The sequence below is a fragment of the Streptomyces sp. NBC_01320 genome (genome assembly GCF_035974375.1).
GTDB classification, from domain to species: domain Bacteria; phylum Actinomycetota; class Actinomycetes; order Streptomycetales; family Streptomycetaceae; genus Streptomyces; species Streptomyces yanii.
In genome coordinates, this window is sequence record NZ_CP108390.1 from 5,617,024 (window position 1) to 5,632,991 (window position 15,968).

Annotated in this window: 15 protein-coding genes; 8 read left to right on the forward strand and 7 right to left on the reverse strand. The window is 69.5% G+C overall.

Annotation, left to right across the window (positions count from 1 at the left end):
• The first annotated feature begins 199 nt into the window (after positions 1 to 199).
• Positions 200 to 1,216 carry a helix-turn-helix domain-containing protein gene (locus tag OG395_RS25475; RefSeq protein ID WP_327245001.1) on the forward strand — a complete coding sequence of 339 codons (1,017 nt, stop codon included), beginning with the start codon at positions 200 to 202 and terminating at the stop codon, positions 1,214 to 1,216.
• Between the two features lie 51 nt (positions 1,217 to 1,267).
• On the opposite strand, the gene OG395_RS25480 is transcribed toward OG395_RS25475, so the two are convergent.
• A complete protein-coding gene (locus OG395_RS25480; RefSeq protein ID WP_327245002.1) occupies positions 1,268 to 1,762 on the reverse strand; it encodes a hypothetical protein in 495 nt (164 codons plus the stop codon).
• A 62-nt stretch (positions 1,763 to 1,824) separates the two neighbouring features.
• On the opposite strand from OG395_RS25480, the gene pip reads away from it, so the two are divergent.
• Both pip and OG395_RS25490 read left to right on the forward strand, forming a co-directional pair.
• On the forward strand, positions 1,825 to 2,802 hold the full coding sequence (gene pip, locus OG395_RS25485) for a prolyl aminopeptidase (protein ID WP_327245003.1): 978 nt from the start codon (positions 1,825 to 1,827) through the stop codon (positions 2,800 to 2,802).
• 174 nt (positions 2,803 to 2,976) lie between these two features.
• Complete coding sequence (locus tag OG395_RS25490; RefSeq protein WP_327245004.1) at positions 2,977 to 5,256, forward strand: peptidoglycan recognition protein family protein; 2,280 nt, start codon at positions 2,977 to 2,979, stop codon at positions 5,254 to 5,256.
• 97 nt (positions 5,257 to 5,353) lie between these two features.
• Here the strand turns inward: OG395_RS25490 and OG395_RS25495 are convergent, their stop codons facing one another.
• Positions 5,354 to 6,349, reverse strand: coding sequence for an aldo/keto reductase (locus OG395_RS25495; protein WP_327245005.1), 996 nt, complete (start codon positions 6,347 to 6,349; stop codon positions 5,354 to 5,356).
• Between the two features lie 55 nt (positions 6,350 to 6,404).
• Positions 6,405 to 6,944, reverse strand: a complete 540-nt coding sequence (locus tag OG395_RS25500) for a PadR family transcriptional regulator (RefSeq protein WP_327245006.1) — start codon at positions 6,942 to 6,944, stop codon at positions 6,405 to 6,407.
• Positions 6,945 to 7,032: 88 nt separating this feature from the next.
• On the opposite strand from OG395_RS25500, the gene OG395_RS25505 reads away from it, so the two are divergent.
• Positions 7,033 to 7,800 carry an alpha/beta fold hydrolase gene (locus OG395_RS25505; RefSeq protein WP_327245007.1) on the forward strand — a complete coding sequence of 256 codons (768 nt, stop codon included), beginning with the start codon at positions 7,033 to 7,035 and terminating at the stop codon, positions 7,798 to 7,800.
• 139 nt (positions 7,801 to 7,939) lie between these two features.
• Here the strand turns inward: OG395_RS25505 and thpR are convergent, their stop codons facing one another.
• The gene (thpR, locus tag OG395_RS25510; protein WP_327249456.1) at positions 7,940 to 8,503 is read right to left on the reverse strand and encodes an RNA 2',3'-cyclic phosphodiesterase; all 564 of its coding nucleotides are present in this window, start codon (positions 8,501 to 8,503) and stop codon (positions 7,940 to 7,942) included.
• Between the two features lie 109 nt (positions 8,504 to 8,612).
• Here thpR and OG395_RS25515 point away from each other — a divergent pair, with 109 nt between their 5' ends.
• Positions 8,613 to 9,203, forward strand: a complete 591-nt coding sequence (locus OG395_RS25515) for a Uma2 family endonuclease (protein WP_327245008.1) — start codon at positions 8,613 to 8,615, stop codon at positions 9,201 to 9,203.
• A 78-nt stretch (positions 9,204 to 9,281) separates the two neighbouring features.
• Here OG395_RS25515 and OG395_RS25520 read toward each other — a convergent pair whose 3' ends face one another.
• The gene (locus OG395_RS25520) at positions 9,282 to 10,616 is read right to left on the reverse strand and encodes an MFS transporter (protein WP_327245009.1); all 1,335 of its coding nucleotides are present in this window, start codon (positions 10,614 to 10,616) and stop codon (positions 9,282 to 9,284) included.
• Positions 10,617 to 10,697: 81 nt separating this feature from the next.
• Positions 10,698 to 11,138, reverse strand: coding sequence for a MarR family winged helix-turn-helix transcriptional regulator (locus OG395_RS25525; RefSeq protein ID WP_266982958.1), 441 nt, complete (start codon positions 11,136 to 11,138; stop codon positions 10,698 to 10,700).
• Between the two features lie 133 nt (positions 11,139 to 11,271).
• On the opposite strand from OG395_RS25525, the gene OG395_RS25530 reads away from it, so the two are divergent.
• Positions 11,272 to 11,463 (forward strand): ribbon-helix-helix protein, CopG family, encoded by a 192-nt coding sequence (locus tag OG395_RS25530; protein WP_327245010.1) that lies wholly within the window; start codon positions 11,272 to 11,274, stop codon positions 11,461 to 11,463.
• On the opposite strand, the gene OG395_RS25535 is transcribed toward OG395_RS25530, so the two are convergent.
• The gene (locus OG395_RS25535; protein WP_327245011.1) at positions 11,456 to 12,910 is read right to left on the reverse strand and encodes an NCS2 family permease; all 1,455 of its coding nucleotides are present in this window, start codon (positions 12,908 to 12,910) and stop codon (positions 11,456 to 11,458) included. The genes OG395_RS25530 and OG395_RS25535 overlap by 8 nt on opposite strands.
• 187 nt (positions 12,911 to 13,097) lie before the next feature.
• Here OG395_RS25535 and OG395_RS25540 point away from each other — a divergent pair, with 187 nt between their 5' ends.
• On the forward strand, positions 13,098 to 13,397 hold the full coding sequence (locus tag OG395_RS25540; protein WP_327245012.1) for a DUF2530 domain-containing protein: 300 nt from the start codon (positions 13,098 to 13,100) through the stop codon (positions 13,395 to 13,397).
• A 96-nt stretch (positions 13,398 to 13,493) separates the two neighbouring features.
• Positions 13,494 to 15,965: an HAD-IC family P-type ATPase gene (locus OG395_RS25545; RefSeq protein WP_327245013.1), complete on the forward strand. Its 2,472-nt coding sequence runs from the start codon at positions 13,494 to 13,496 to the stop codon at positions 15,963 to 15,965.
• Positions 15,966 to 15,968 lie beyond the last annotated feature (3 nt).

Below are 15,968 nucleotides of genomic sequence, written 5' to 3' on the forward strand. Positions count from 1 at the left end.
GACGCACCCGGATCACGACGTGAACAACAGCGTCCGGGTTAACGCAGCGTGACGGATCGGGTACGAGCTCGATGGAAGTGAAGCGGATCGGCTCACGATTGCGGAACAGCCATGACAGGCGGGGGGTCGCCAATGGCGAGTCTTTGCCACGGACTAAGCCCTGTTGTGGGATGGCTTACGGGCGGTCAGGATGGCGGCCATGCTTGAGGTGCTGGGAATCGACCCGGAATCAGAGTCCGTCTACGCCGCGTTGCTGTCCGGACGGCCGGTCACCCTCGATGACCTGGCGCGCACCACCGGACTCCCACCGGCCCGGGCGCGCGTGGCGCTGCGCCGACTCCAGTCGTCCGGACTGGTCGGCCGCCGGCACGGGCGCCCGGCCACATATATCGCCATCGATCCCGAAGTGGCGCTGGACGGAATCCTGTTGAGCCGGCAGGAGGAACTTCACAAGGCACGGCTCCGCGCCGGGGAGTTCACCGAGCGGTTCCGGCAGGCGGCCGCGACCCGGGACCCGGCCGAGGTCATCGAGATCGTGACGGGAACCGACGCGGTGCAGCAGCGCAGCGATCAGATGATACGCAACGTACGGCACCAGCTGCGGGTCTTCGACAAACCGCCCTACCACGACGGCGGTCTGGACCCGAATCAGGCCGAACTCGATCTGCTCGGCCGCGGTGTCACCGTCCGGGCTGTGTACGACGCCGCCTCCATCGACATCCCCGGCCGTCAGCAGCTGGTGCGCTTGTGGGCGGAGGCGGGCGAGGAGGCCAGGGTACTGGCCGACGTACCCACCAAGATGGGTCTCGTCGACGACCGGCTGGCCATACTGCCGCTGAGGGCGGGCTCGGGCCCGGACCCGAGCCCGTCCTTCGTCGTCCTGCACCGCTCGGCGGTCCTCGACGCCCTGTCCGCGCTGTTCGAGGCCTTGTGGGCGGTCGCCCAGCCGCTCCGCCCGAGCAACGAGGCGGACGAGAACCCGCAGGCCCTGTCCGTGGAGGACCAGCTCCTCGTCAGCCTGCTGACCGCCGGACTGCCCGACGAGGCCATAGCCCGCCAGGCCGAACTCAGTTACCGCACGCTGCAACGCCGCCTGCACGCCCTGATGGAACGGGCCGGGGCGAGCACCCGGTTCCAGCTCGGCATCCACGCCGCGGCGAACGGGTGGGTGAGCGGCGTGGAGCCCAGGACGTCCGTGTCCGGTGGCGACGAGTAGGCCCCCGGCGCGCGCAGCACTCCGGGAGCCGTTCCCCGTACCGGAAACCGCTCAGCGCTCCGGGAACCGCTCCCCGCACCGGCTGCAGAACACCGGCGCCGGGTCCGGTGAGAGCCGGCCGCACTCGGGGCAGACCTGGTCCAGCATGCAGGGCGCCTCGCCGCCTTCGTACGCCGCCGAGGGCGCGACCGAGGACTTGATGGTCAGGCCGGGGCGGCGGCGGTGGACGGTCACATAGGCCAGACCGCCCGGTCCCGCGGCGAGGGCGCGCCGGGAGGTGCGGGGCAGCCAGAGGACAGTGGTCGGCGCCAGGTTCAGCACATCGCCCCCGGCGGCGACCCGGCCGCCGCCCGCGATGACGACGAGAAGGACGTCCAGGACGTCCTCCTGATGCTCGCCGACCTCGGCGCCCGGCGGCAGACGCACCAGATTGGCGTCCAACTCACGACCATTTTCAGCCAGTTGCCAGAGGGCACCACGCTCCTGCGGGCCCGCTTCGGTGAGCAGTTCGTCGAGTACGGCCAGGATCCGGGCGGTGGAATTCACGGCAGCCAGGCTACGCCCCGCCATAGTCTGACCCCTTTGCCCCGAACCGGAGGGACGCCGCCATGGACCGTGAACCCGACGACAAGTACCCGCCGATCGAGCCGTACGACCACGGAATGCTCGACGTCGGCGAAGGCAACCTCGTGTACTGGGAGGTCTGCGGCAATCCGGACGGCAAGCCCGCGCTCGTCGTCCACGGAGGTCCCGGGTCGGGGTGCGGGGCGTGGGCGCGGCAGTATTTCGACCCGGAGCGGTACCGGGTCGTCCTCTTCGACCAGCGGGGCTGCGGCCGGTCGACCCCGCACGCGAGCGACCCCGCCGCCGACATGCGGTACAACACGACCGACCGTCTGATCGCCGACATGGAGCGGCTGCGCGTGCGTCTCGGGATCGGCACATGGCTGCTGTACGGCGGCTCCTGGGGTTCGACGCTGATCCTGGCGTACGCCGAGGAACATCCGGACCGGGTCTCCGAGATCGTGATCCCGGCCGTCACCACGACCCGGCGCAGCGAGATCGACTGGCTGTACCGGGGCGCCGGGCAGATCTTCCCGGAGGCGTGGGACCTGTTCCTGGCCGGGGTGCCGGAGGCCGAGGGCAGGCCGACCCCGGACGTCCTCGCCGCGTACGCCCGGCGGATGGAGAGCCCGGACCCGGAGGTGCGGGCGAGGGCGACGGCGGACTGGTGCGCGTGGGAGGACGCGGTGCTCTCCCACGAGACGTACGTGGGACCGCCCCCGTACAGCGGCAGGCCGGGCAGGGCGCAGCAGGCCCTGGTGCGGATCTGCTCGCACTACTTCTCCAACGGAGCCTGGCTGGAGGAGGGGCAGCTGATCCGGAACGCCGGGCGGCTGGCCGGGATCCCGGGGGTGCTGGTGCACGGCCGGCTCGACCTGGGCGGGCCCCTCATCACCGCCTGGGAGCTGGCCAAGGCATGGCCGGACGCGGAGTTGACCGTGATCGACGGAGCGGGGCATCTGGGCGGTGCGACGACCAGCCGGGCCGTGCTGGAGGCGCTGGACCGGTTCGCGTCGCGCTGAATCCTCTCCGGCGGATCGTCGCCGGGGACGCGCCTGACCCTCCGCACAGGGTAAAGACCAAGCCAGGTGCCGGGGGGTGGCTGGACGGGTCGGCGGACGGTCATGGAAAGCTGTGCGAACGCCGTGATCCAAACGGCTCCTTGCCACCCCCCGTGACACCCCGAGGGATACGACGTGAGATCGCACCGAAAAATATGGACCACGGCTGCCGTGACAACGGCGGCCGTGGCGGGTTTCGTGGTGTTTCAGAACGTGACCGGCGACTCCGCGAATGACAGTGACAGCAAGGCCGGTCCGGTCAGGACCGATGTACGGAAGACTGAGCTGAAGGTGGCCGCGGACGGCAGTTCCGCGTCGCTCGGCCGGCGGGACACCGCACCGTTCAGCATGCTGGGGGTCACCTGGACCGACCCGGCGGCGAAGGTGACGGGAGCGGTCGAGGTACGGACCAAGTCGGCCGCGAACGGCACCTGGTCGTCCTGGCTGCCGCTGGAGACCGACAACGACGGCCGCACGGAGGCGGGCCGCTCCGGCGTCCGCGGGGCGACCGAACCACGGTGGGTCGGCCCGTCCAACGGCGTCGAGGTACGCGTCACCGCGGGCGGCAAAGTCTCCGCGAAGCTGCCCGCCGGGCTGCGGCTGGACACCATCGACCCCGGCAAGGGCTCGTCGCTGCACGCGGACCCGGCCGCCTTCGTCGCCGAAACCGACGTCCCGGCCGAACCGTCGCCGTCCGACTCCCCCCCGGCCGATCCGACGGCCACCGCGGAACCGACCCCCTCGGCCACGGAGTCCGACACCGCCCCGGCATCCGAGACGCCGCCCGTGACACCGTCCGAGACGGCGACGGACAGCCCCTCGCCCACGGCGAGCGACAGCTCCTCGCCGTCCGCGAGCACCTCGCCGTCCGCAACGCTGCCGCCCGCGCCGCCGTCCACCGTCCCCAAGCCGCCCATCACCTCGCGTGCGGGCTGGGGCGCCGACGAGTCGATCAGCCCGGAGGCGCCGGAGTACAACGACACGGTCAAGGCCGTCTTCGTCCACCACACCGCAGGGACCAACGACTACTCCTGCGCCGACTCCGCCTCCGTCGTCCGCGGCATCTACGCGTACCACGTGAAGAGCGAGGGCTGGAAGGACATCGGCTACAACTTCCTGGTCGACAAGTGCGGGACGATCTTCGAGGGCCGCAAGGGCGGCCTGGACCGGCCGGTCCTCGGCGCACACACCTACGGCTTCAACCGTGAGTCGACCGGTATCTCCGTTCTCGGCACCTACACGAACACGGCCGCCCCGAGCGCGGTGACCACCTCGGTGGCCCGGATCGCCGCGTGGAAGCTCGGCCAGTACAAGGGCGACCCGGCGGGCAGCACCATGCTCACCGCGGGCGCCAACGGGTCCAACGGCTTCAAGAAGACCTTCACCGCCGGTACGCAGTACTCCTTCAAGCAGATCTCCGGCCACCGCGACGGCTTCAACACCGAGTGCCCCGGCACCATGCTGTACGGGCAGCTGCCCACGATCCGCAGCCTCGCCGCGGGCCCCGTCACCGGACTGGCCATCAAGTCGGTGACCGGCGCCACCCTGTCCGGGACGTCGTACTACACCAAGTCCGCGATCACGGTCGGCTGGTCGGCGAGCACTCCGAGCGCCTTCATCTCCAAGTACGAGCTGCTGGTCGACGGCAAGAGCGTCGCCACCGCCGCGGGCACCGCCACGTCGGCGAAGGCCACCCTCGGCGTCGGCACGCACTCGGTCCAGGTCCGCGCCACCCACCAGTCGGGGAAGACGACCCTGTCCGCGGCGGCGACCGTGGTCGCCGACCAGACGGCGCCGAGCTTCACCACCAAGCCGAACCTCGCGCTGCGCACCGGCACGGTGAACACCACCGCCGTCCCGCTCACCCTGAAGTGGAAGGCGACCGACGCCGCGTCGCTCAAGGAGGTCCGGCTGACCGCTCCGGTCGCCAAGACCTACGGCCCCACCACCACGAGCGCCTCGCACACCGCGAAGTCCGGCGTGGCGACCGCGTGGTCCATGAGCGCGTACGACCTCGCGGGCAACACCGCGGCCGCCTCCGTCTCCGGCACCCCGGTCATCCTCCAGGAGACCTCGGCCACGAAGACCGGCACCTGGACGACCAAGTCCTCGTCCTCGTACCTGGGCGGCAAGTCGTACTCCAGCTCCTCCAAGGGCGCGAGCCTGAGCTGGACGTTCACCGGCCGTTCGGCCGCCTGGGTGGTCTCGCGCGCCTCCACGTCCGGCCAGGCGTACGTGTACGTCGACGGTACGAAGGTGGCCACGGTCGACCTGAAGTCGTCCACCACCAAGTACCGCGACGCCCTGTGGACGAAGAGCTGGTCCACCAGCGCCAAGCACACCGTCAAGATCGTCGTCGTCGCCACCTCGGGCCGTCCGGCGATCACGACGGACGGCCTCGTCTACCTCAAGTAGCCGCTGCGGTCCGCTGACGGACGTCCCCGCATGACCTGAGCCCGGCTCCGCGCACCTGTGTCGCGGAGCCGGGCTCAGAGCCTGTCGGCCCCGTCGCCTACCAGGCGAAGGCCTCCGGCGACGGACCCGGGCCCGGGAAGATCTCGTCCAGGGACGCGAGCACCTCGTCCGACAGATCGAGGTCCACCGCGCGCACCGCCGAGTCCAGCTGCTCCCGCGTGCGCGGGCCGGAGATCGGTCCCGTCACACCCGGGCGGGTCAGCAGCCAGGCCAGCCCCACCTCGCCGGGCTCCAGACCGTGCTTGTCGAGCAGGTCCTCGTAAGCCTGGATCTGCGCCCGCACCGTGGTGTTGGCGAGCGCGTCCGCGGACCGGCCGGACGCCGAGCGGGCCGCGCCGCCCTCGCGCTCCTTGCGGATCACACCGCCGAGCAGTCCGCCGTGCAGCGGGGACCACGGGATGACACCCAGTCCGTACTCCTGCGCTGCCGGGATGACCTCCATCTCGGCGCGGCGCTCGGCGAGGTTGTAGAGGCACTGCTCGCTGACCAGCCCGTACGAACCGAGGCGCCTGGCGGTCTCGTTGGTCTGGGCGATCTTCCAGCCGGCGAAGTTGGACGAACCGGCGTAGAGGATCTTGCCTTGCTGGATCAGTACGTCGATGGCCTGCCAGATCTCCTCGACCGGGGTGGAGCGGTCGATGTGGTGGAACTGGTACAGGTCGATGTGGTCGGTCTGCAGCCGCTTGAGGCTGGCGTCGACGGCCCGCCGGATGTTGAGGGCGGAGAGCTTGTGGTGGTTGGGCCAGGCGTCGCCTTCCGCGGCCATGTTCCCGTACACCTTGGTGGCGAGGACGACCCTGTCGCGGCGTTCGCCGCCCTGGGCGAACCAGGTGCCGAGGATCTCCTCGGTACGGCCCTTGTTCTCGCCCCAGCCGTAGACATTGGCGGTGTCGAAGAAGTTGACGCCCGCGTCCAGAGCGGCGTCCATGATCGCGTGACTGTCGGCCTCATTGGTCTGCGGACCGAAGTTCATGGTGCCGAGGACAAGTCGGCTGACTTCGAGTCCGGTGCGTCCGAGCTGCGTGTACTTCATGGGCACCAAGCCAACGCCTTCGAGTCCGCTCGAAGCAAGTGGCCGGCGGGCGGGCTCAGCGGGCTTCGAGGTCCTCCAGCGTCGTTGCCAGCCAGCTCAGTTCCGCCTCGCTCGTCGCGCGGGCGATCGTGAGAACACCTCGGCGGAACGGGTCGTCGAACGCCTCCGCTCCGAGTGGGCGCTCGCCCTCGGAGTCGTAGTCGTAGAAGAAACTGCTCGGCTCCCGCAGGAACGCCAGCCTGCGCCGCAGCACGTCCGCCTGCTCGGCGGGCGCCGGGAGATGGCGGAGGAAGGCGAGCACGGTGAACCAGCGGTTCTCGTCGCTGATGTCCACCGCGTCGGCCTCGCGCAGCCGGCGGCGCAGCTCCTCGCGCCCCTCGTCCGTCAGGGTCAGCGTGTGGCGGGGGGCGGCCCTGCTGCCGGGCTCGGTGCGGCGACCGAGCCATCCGGCGCGCTCCAGGCGCTTGATCGCCGGGTACAGGGTTCCGTCCGCGATCGGGCGGACGTGGCCGGTGAGGTGGGCGACGCGTCGCTTCAGCTCGTAGCCGTGCAATGGCTGCTCGTACAGAAATCCCAGGATGGCCAGTTCCAACACCCGAGCATCCTCCCTCATTGCTCTATACATCGGCACCGATATATAGTCTCGCCGAGAGTTTACGGGGCCGGAAGGGGAACGGGAGAGCATGAAGAACGCACAGGTGACAGCGGGCGGCGCGCACATCCGGTGGGTGGAGATCCCCGGCAGCACGGCACCGACCCGCGTCTATCTGCATGGGCTGGGCGCCTCGTCCGGTCCGTACTTCACCGCGAGCGCCGTCCATCCGCTCCTCGCCGGCAGCCGTTCGCTGCTCATGGACATGCTCGGCTTCGGCATCAGCGACCGGCCCACGGATGTCGACTACACCCTCGAAGCACACGCCGACGCGATTGCCGTCGCCCTCCGATCAGCCGACGCGTACGCCACGGACGTCATCGCGCACAGCATGGGCGGCGCGGTGGCCATCGTGCTCGCGGCCCGCCATCCGGACCTGGTGGCGCGGCTGGTCCTGGTCGACGCGAACCTCGACCCGGTCGCGCCCGCGCCGCCGCGGCCCGGCTCCAGCGGCATCGCCGCGTACACGGAGGAGGAGTTCCTCGATCACGGACGGCACGAAGTGCGCGACCGGGTGGGACCCCACTGGTGGTCGACGATGCGGCTCGCGGGCCCGGAGGCGCTGCACCGCAGCGCCGTGCACCTCGCGCGCGGGACGACGCCGACCATGCGCGAGCTGCTGCTGGAGCTGAAGATTCCGCGCACCTTTCTGCGGCCGGAGAGCGGCGGGCCGCTGCCCGACGAGGACGGTCTCGTCGCGGCCGGGGTGCGGGTCGTGCCGGTCCCGGAATGCGGACACAACATCATGCTGGACAACCCCGAGGCGTTCGCGACGGAGACCGCCCGGGGGCTCGCCTGACGGGAGCCGGTGTCACCCGACAGGCTCTCAGCCGCCGAGCGCGGCTGCCACGGCGACGACGGCGAACATCAGCACGAGCACGGCCGCCATGATGCGGTTTCTGGTCTTCGGGTCCACCCCTCGAGCGTAACCGCACCGCTCAGTGTCCCAGCGACCAGGATGCGACCACCTCGTACCGCGGCTGCTCCCCCGGCACCCCGGAAACCGGCAGATTGCTGCGCACGAGAGCCATCTCACCGACCTCCCACGGTGTGCCCTCGAAGGTGTCCAGGGCCGCCAGATAGGGGTGCAGGTCCGCCTCGGCGCGACTGCGGGCGAGGGTGAGGTGCGGGGTGTAACGGCGGTGCTCGTCCATCGGCACGCCGGCGCGGCGGGCGGCGGCGTCGGCACGCTCGGCGAGGAGCCTCATCGTGTCGAGGCCGCCCGCGGCCCCGGCCCACAGCACATGGCCGTCGAACCGGCCGCCGCGGTGGATACGCAGCGGGAACCGCTCGGTGCGACCCGCGGCGCGCCCCAGCCGCTCGTGCAGATCGGGCAGCAGCGCGTCGTCGACCACACCGAGGAAGGCGAGCGTGAAGTGCCACGCGTCGGTTCCGGTCCAGCGCAGACCACCGGCGCCCGGAAGGGTGTGCAGCGGGGCGACGGCACGGCGGAGCTCCGCGATGGCGGAGTCGGGCGGCGGGACGGCGACGAAGAGTCTCATGCGGCTCATGAACCGAGTGTCGCACCGTACCGGCGTGCCCCGGTCACCGTGCGTATCGTTGTACTGCGCGGCTGCCCGCGCCCGTGCGGCAGCGGGGAGGAGCGGCACGATGACCGTCGTAGACACCGACAGGATCGAGATGGCCGAAGAGCGCGACGAGCGGACTCTGGACTCCATGTTCGAGTGGCTCGAGAAGATGCCCGTCCCCGAGGGAATCAAGACCGAGATCGTCGGGGGAAACATCTTCATGTCGCCTCAGCGGAACACCCACTGGGACATCATTGCCGACATTTTCGAGCAGCTTCGGGCCACATATCCGCGCAGGCGACTGAAGTCCGATGTGCGGGTCGACTTTCCGGGGCATCTGAACGGGTTCGCGGCAGATGTGCTGGCGCTGAGGGAGGACGCCGCGAAGGACGGCAAAGGAAACTGGCTGTTCTCGGGTGTGGAGTTCGTGGCCGAGGTGATCTCGAAGGGCACCGCGATGAACGACTACGGACCGAAGAAGGACGCTTATGCGGCGGCGGGCGTTCCGGTGTACTTGATCGCCGACCCGTACAGCGGCGAGTGCCACGTTTTCCGGAATCCCGCGAACGGCGTATACGGATCCAAGCTGACCGTGCTTTTCGGCACGGACATCGACCTCACCGACACCCCCGTCGGTATCACCCTCAGGACCGACGAGTTCCCGCACGACTGACAGCGCCCTCGGCCATGAGCAACGGCCCCGACCGGTACCCACCGGTCGGGGCCGAACCACGTCGCGTACCGGCGGCCCTCAGGCCGCCGTCGCCAGCTGCTCGCGCGGGACGAACCGCACATGCGGGTGGCCCGGTCGCAGGTCGACCTTGAGGCGCAGGCCGCCGACGCGGGCCAGCATGAAGCCGACGCCGAGCGCGGCCAGCAGCGAGAACGCACCGCCGACCGCCATGCCGGTCCGGACGCCGTACGCGTCGCTGATCCAGCCCACGATCGGGGCGCCCACCGGCGTGCCCCCGGCGAAGACCATCATGTACAGGCTCATCACCCGGCCGCGCATGGCCGGGTCGGCCGCCATCTGGACACTCGTGTTCGCGCTGATGTTGGTCGTCAGGCCGATCATGCCGATCGGGACCAGCAGGATCGCGAAGAGCCAGACGGACGGGGACACGGACGCGATGATCTCCAGGAGACCGAATGCGGTGCCCGCCGCCACCAGCATCCGCAGCCGCGAGGAACGACGACGGGCGGCGAGCAGGGCGCCGGCCAGGGAGCCGGCCGCCATGAGGATGTTGAAGAACGAGTACATCCCGGCGCCGCCGTGGAAGATCTCGTCCGCGAAGGCGGTGAGCCAGATCGGGAAGTTGAAGCCGAACGTGCCGACGAAGCCGACGAGGACGATCGGCCAGATCAGCTCGGGGCGGCCGGAGACATAGCGCAGCCCCTCACGCAGCTGCCCCTTGGCGCGCGGTACGACGACCGCCTTGTGCAATTCGCCCGTACGCATCATCAGCAGACCGACGAGCGGGGCGAGGAAGGACAGACCGTTGAACATGAATGCCCAGCCGCTGCCGACCGTGGTGATCAGGACACCCGCGACGGCGGGGCCGATGAGCCGGGCGGACTGGAAGTTGGCCGAGTTCAGGCTGACCGCGTTGCGCAGCTGGGCCGGGCCGACCATCTCGGAGACGAACGACTGGCGGGCCGGGTTGTCGACGACCGTGACCATGCCGAGGAGGAAGGCGATCAGGTAGACGTGCCAGACCTGGACGACTCCGGAGAGCGTGAGGACGGCGAGGGCGATGCCGCAGAGGCCGAGCGCGGCCTGGCTGACGAGGAGGAGCTTGCGCTTCGGGAGCCGGTCGGCGATGACGCCGCCGTACAGGCCGAAGAGCAGCATGGGAAGAAACTGGAGGGCCGTGGTGATGCCGACGGCGGCGGCGGACCCGGTGAGGCTCAGGACGAGCCAGTCCTGCGTGATGCGGGACATCCAGGTACCGGTGTTGGAGATCACGGCGCCTGTGGCGAACAGACGGTAGTTGCGGATCTTCAGCGACGAGAAGGTCCCGCCGGGCTTGCTCTCGTGGGTGGACGTCGGTGCGGGGGCGGAGTCTGCTCCGGATCCCGTACTCAAAAGGGTTCGCCTCCTCGGCGTGGACATTTCGCTGACTGACGAGGCAGTGAAGCGGCACCGGACCGCGGTCCGGTGCCGCCGCTACAGGTGGGCGAGCTTTTCCAGTACGGGCGCGGCTTTGCGCAGCGTCTCCCACTCCTCCTCGTCCAGGCCCTCGGCGAGGGTGGCCAGCCAGGCGTTCCGCTTGGAGCGGCTCTCCTCGAGCATGGCTTCGGCCTGCTCGGTCTGGCTGACCATCTTCTGGCGACGGTCATCGGGGTGCGGTTCCAGTCTGACCAGCCCCTTGGCTTCCAGCAGCGCGACGATGCGGGTCATCGACGGAGGCTGCACATGCTCCTTGCGGGCCAGCTCACCGGGGGTGGCGGAACCGCAGCGGGCGAGCGTGCCGAGCACCGACATCTCGGTGGGGCTCAGCGACTCGTCGACGCGCTGGTGCTTGAGGCGTCGGCCCAGCAGCATCACGGCGGAACGAAGGGAGCTCACGGCGGCGGCACTGTCGCCGTCGTGGATCAGGTCAGGCATGTTCATTAGAATACCTCATTACCTACCCTAAAGACCATTCGCTGGTACAGGCGCGCCTGATCACTCACCCGAACGAGTGAGTTGGATGCGGAAAGTGACGCCAACCGACCTCGGAGGCCTAACCCTGCTTGCCATGGGATCGACAGTGCTCAGCCTGCGGGTAGACGGTGAGCTGCTCGACCGGCTCCGGCAGCACGCCGCCAAACGCGGAATGAGCGTCCAGGACTATGTGGTCCGGACGCTCATTCGGGACGACTTCGACGAGCGCTTCAAGACGGCCGTCGACGAGACGCAGAAGTTCTATGGAGCGGAAGAGGTCACGTGAGGCCGAGAGCAGGCATCGCGTAGTAGAAGACGAAGACCGCCGACACGATGTACATGGCCACCGGCACCTCGCGCCAGCGCCCGGCCGCCACCCTCAGCACGGAGAAGGCGATGAAGCCGATGCCGATACCGTTGGTGATCGAGTAGGTGAACGGCATCATCACCATGGCCAGGAAGGCCGGGATGGCGAGCGTGTAGTCGCTCCAGTCGATGTCCCGCACCGAACCCGCGATGATCAGGAAGCCGACGGCCAGCAGCGCCGGAGTGGCCGCCTGCGACGGGACCATGGTCGCCAGCGGCGTCAGGAACAGTGCCACCGTGAACAGCAGGCCGGTCACCACACTCGCGAAACCGGTGCGGGCGCCCTCGCCGACGCCCGCGGTGGACTCCACGAAGCAGGTTCCCGCGGAGGCGGAGCTCGCACCGCCCGCTGCGACCGCGATGCCGTCCACGAACAGCACCTTGTTGATGCCGGGGAAGTTGCCGTCCTTGTCCATCAGCTTGGCCTCGTCGCCGACGCCGAGGATGGTGCCCATCGCGTCGAAGAAGCAGGACAGCAGCACGGTGAAGACGAACAGGATGCCGGTGAGCACACCGACCTTGTCGAAGCCGCCGAACAGACTGACGTGGCCGAGCAGCCCGAAGTCGGGGGTGGCGACCGGATTGCCCGGCCACTGCGGGACGGTCAGACCCCACGCCTCGCCCGGCAGATCGGCGACCGCGTCGATGATCAGCGCGACGACCGTCATCGAGACGATGGAGATGAGGATCGCGCCCGGCACCTTGCGGACGATCAGCGCGAGCGTGAGCAGCGCGCCGAGGATGAAGACCAGGACCGGCCAGCCATGGAGGTGGCCGTCGCTGCCGAGCTGGAGCGGCACGGTGGTGTGCGCGGCGTCCGGGATGCGGGAGACGAAGCCCGAGTCGACCAGACCGATCAGCAGGATGAAGAGACCGATACCGATGGCGATGCCCTTGCGGAGCGACGTCGGCACCGCGTTCATCACGCGTTCGCGCAGCCCGGTCGCGACCAGCAGCATGACGACGATGCCCGCGAGGACGACCATGCCCATCGCGTCCGGCCAGCTCATCCGGGGGGCGAGCTGGAGGGCGACGACGGTGTTGACGCCGAGGCCGGCGGCCAGCGCGATCGGCACGTTGCCGATGACGCCCATCAGGAGCGTGGAGAACGCGGCGGTCAGCACGGTGGCGGTGACCAGCTGGCCGCCGCTCAGCTGGTGCCCGTACATGTCCTTCGCACTGCCGAGGATGATCGGGTTCAGCACGATGATGTACGCCATCGCGAAGAACGTGGCGAATCCGCCGCGGATCTCACGCGCGACCGACGACCCCCGCTCGGAGATCTTGAAGAAACGGTCCAGGCCGCCGTGCGGCTGTGGAGCTATGGGCTGCCTGGAGTCGACCGAAGCGGTGGCCGAGGGGGACATGTATGACCTCAGTCGTGCGTAGAGGGGGGAGAAGAGTGGTCAGCTTTGGACTTTTACACGAATAAATCGAGACAGCCATAAGCAGATTCAGTATGAATACATAAGGCGAAGATCGCTATCTCCGCGCGTAGACCCTTGAGCGGACTGGGCCGAGGAGCTTCGCATACGGGCCGCATACACTGAGCTCATGGCGAAGTGGACACCGACACACGAGGCACCCGAGCCCCTGGAGGGGCCCGTCGTCGCCACCATCACCGGCGGCACGATCCTCTGGTTCGTCCTCTTCCTCGCGCAGCTGCCGTTCTACGGCTGGTTCGACGACCACGGGCACGCGTGGTGGATCTGGACGTGTCTGGCCGGTGCCGGGCTCGGACTGATCGGTATCTGGTACGTGCGGGGGCGCGACGCGGCGATCAAGCGGGCGGCCGTCGGGGCCGGCCCGGCCGACGCGTCCGGCGCCACCGACGAAAGTCAGAGTCGGCCCTGACTTTCGTACCGCCCGAGGACCATTCCGCTCCTCCCCCGGTCTGATCTTCGACCCCCCGGCGGGTGAACCGGACGTTCCAGCCGTACCGTCGGAACCATGACGCAGCGGGCACTCCGCTCCTCCGGGGAGCACACACCTGGCCGGCCCCGTCGGCGGGCCATGATCGACGCCGGTTCCGAGCTCGACCCGGTCCACCCGATGAAGCTCCCTGCCACGGCCGTCCGCACGAGCGGGCTGACCGCGGACGAGGTGGCCGAGCGGATCGCCCGGGGCGAGGTCAACGACGTACCCGTCCGCTCGTCCCGCTCCGTCCGCGAGATCGTCCGTGCCAACGTCTTCACCCGGTTCAACCTGATCATCGGCGTGCTCTGGCTGATCATGCTGTTCGTCGCGCCGATCCAGGACAGCCTTTTCGGCTTCGTGATCATCGCCAACACAGGCATCGGCATCGTCCAGGAGTGGCGCGCCAAGAAGACCCTGGACAGCCTCGCGGTCATCGGCGAGGCGAAACCCACGGTCCGGCGCGACGGGGTCGCGGCCGAGATCTCCACCTCCGAGATCGTCCTGGGCGATCTCGTCGAGCTCGGGCCCGGCGACAAGGTCGTGGTCGACGGCGCGGTGGCCGAGGCCGACAACCTGGAGATCGACGAGTCCCTGCTCACCGGCGAGGCCGACCCCGTACTGAAGCAGGCCGGCGACCCGGTGATGTCCGGCAGCTTCGTCGTCGCGGGCGGCGGCGCGTTCTCCGCCACCAAAGTCGGCCGCGAGGCCTATGCCGCGCAGCTCGCCGAGGAGGCGTCCCGCTTCACGCTCGTCCAGTCCGAGCTGCGCAGCGGCATCAGCACGATCCTCAAGTACGTCACCTGGATGATGGTGCCGACCGCGATCGGCCTCATCATCAGCCAGCTCGTCGTCAAGAACACCAACGTCAAGGACTCGATCGCCCGCACCGTGGGCGGCATCGTCCCGATGATCCCCGAGGGCCTGGTCCTGCTCACCTCGGTCGCCTTCGCGATCGGTGTCGTACGGCTCGGCCGCAAGCAGTGCCTCGTGCAGGAGCTGCCCGCCATCGAGGGTCTCGCCCGGGTCGACGTCGTCTGTCTGGACAAGACCGGCACGCTCACCGAGGGTGGGATGGACGTCACCGAGGTGCGGGCGCTGAACGGCGCGGACGACCCGTACATACGCCAGGTGCTGAGCGCCCTCGGCGCATCCGACCCGCGGCCCAACGCCAGCCTGCAGGCGATCATCGACGCGTACCCGTCCCCGAACGGCGAGGCATGGCGGTGCACGGAGGCCCTGCCGTTCTCCTCGGCACGCAAGTACAGCGGCGCCGCGTTCGTCGAGACCGACGGGCGGCCGTCGACCTGGCTGCTCGGCGCACCCGATGTGCTCCTCCCGGACCAGGACCCGGCGCTCGGCGAGATCGAGCAGCTCAACGAGCAGGGGCTGCGGGTGCTGCTGCTGGCGCGCGCCGAGGGCGAGCTGGAGGGGCCGGAGATCGCCCACGGGGCCGTACCGACCGCGCTGATCGTGCTGGAGCAGCGGCTGCGGCCGGACGCCGGGGACACGCTGCGCTACTTCGCCGACCAGCGGGTCGCCACGAAGGTCATCTCCGGGGACAACGCCGTCTCGGTCGGCGCGGTCGCGGGCAAGCTCGGCCTGCCCGGCGCCGAGCACACGCTGGACGCGCGCCGGCTGCCCACGGACCCGGACGACATGGCCGCGGCCATGGAGGAGAACGCGGTCTTCGGCCGGGTCACCCCGCAGCAGAAGCGCGAGATGGTCGCCGCCCTCCAGTCCCGCGGCCACACCGTCGCGATGACGGGCGACGGGGTCAACGACGTGCTGGCGCTGAAGGACGCCGACATCGGGGTGTCGATGGGTTCGGGCTCCGAGGCGACACGCGCCGTGGCCCAGATCGTCCTGCTGAACAACAGCTTCGCGACGCTTCCGTCGGTGGTCGCGGAGGGCCGCCGGGTGATCGGCAACATCACCCGGGTCGCCACCCTGTTCCTGACGAAGACCGTGTATTCGGTGCTGCTGGCGATCCTGGTGGTCTGCTTCCAGGTCGAGTACCCGTTCCTGCCCCGGCATCTGACTCTGCTGTCGACGCTGACGATCGGCGTCCCGGCTTTCTTCCTGGCCCTCGCCCCGAACAAGGAGCGGGCCCGGCCGCACTTCGTCCGCAGAGTCATGCGGTACTCGGTGCCGTCCGGCGTCATCGCGGGCATCGCCACGTTCGTGACGTACCTGGTCGCCCGGCACTACTACACGGGCACGGAAGCGCTGGGCGCGGAGACCAGCGCCGCGACGCTCACGCTGTTCCTCGTCTCGATGTGGGTTCTCGTGATCATCGCCCGCCCGTACACCTGGTGGCGGATCGTCCTGGTCGCGTCGATGGGGGCGGCATTCCTGATCGTGCTGATGGTGCCGTGGCTGCAGAACTTCTTCGCGCTGAAGCTGGTGGGCACGGTCATACCGTGGACGGCGGTGGGGATAGCGGTGGTGGCGGCGGCTGCCCTGGAGTTCACCTGGCGACTGGTCAGCCGCCGCTTCCCGGTGTAACCG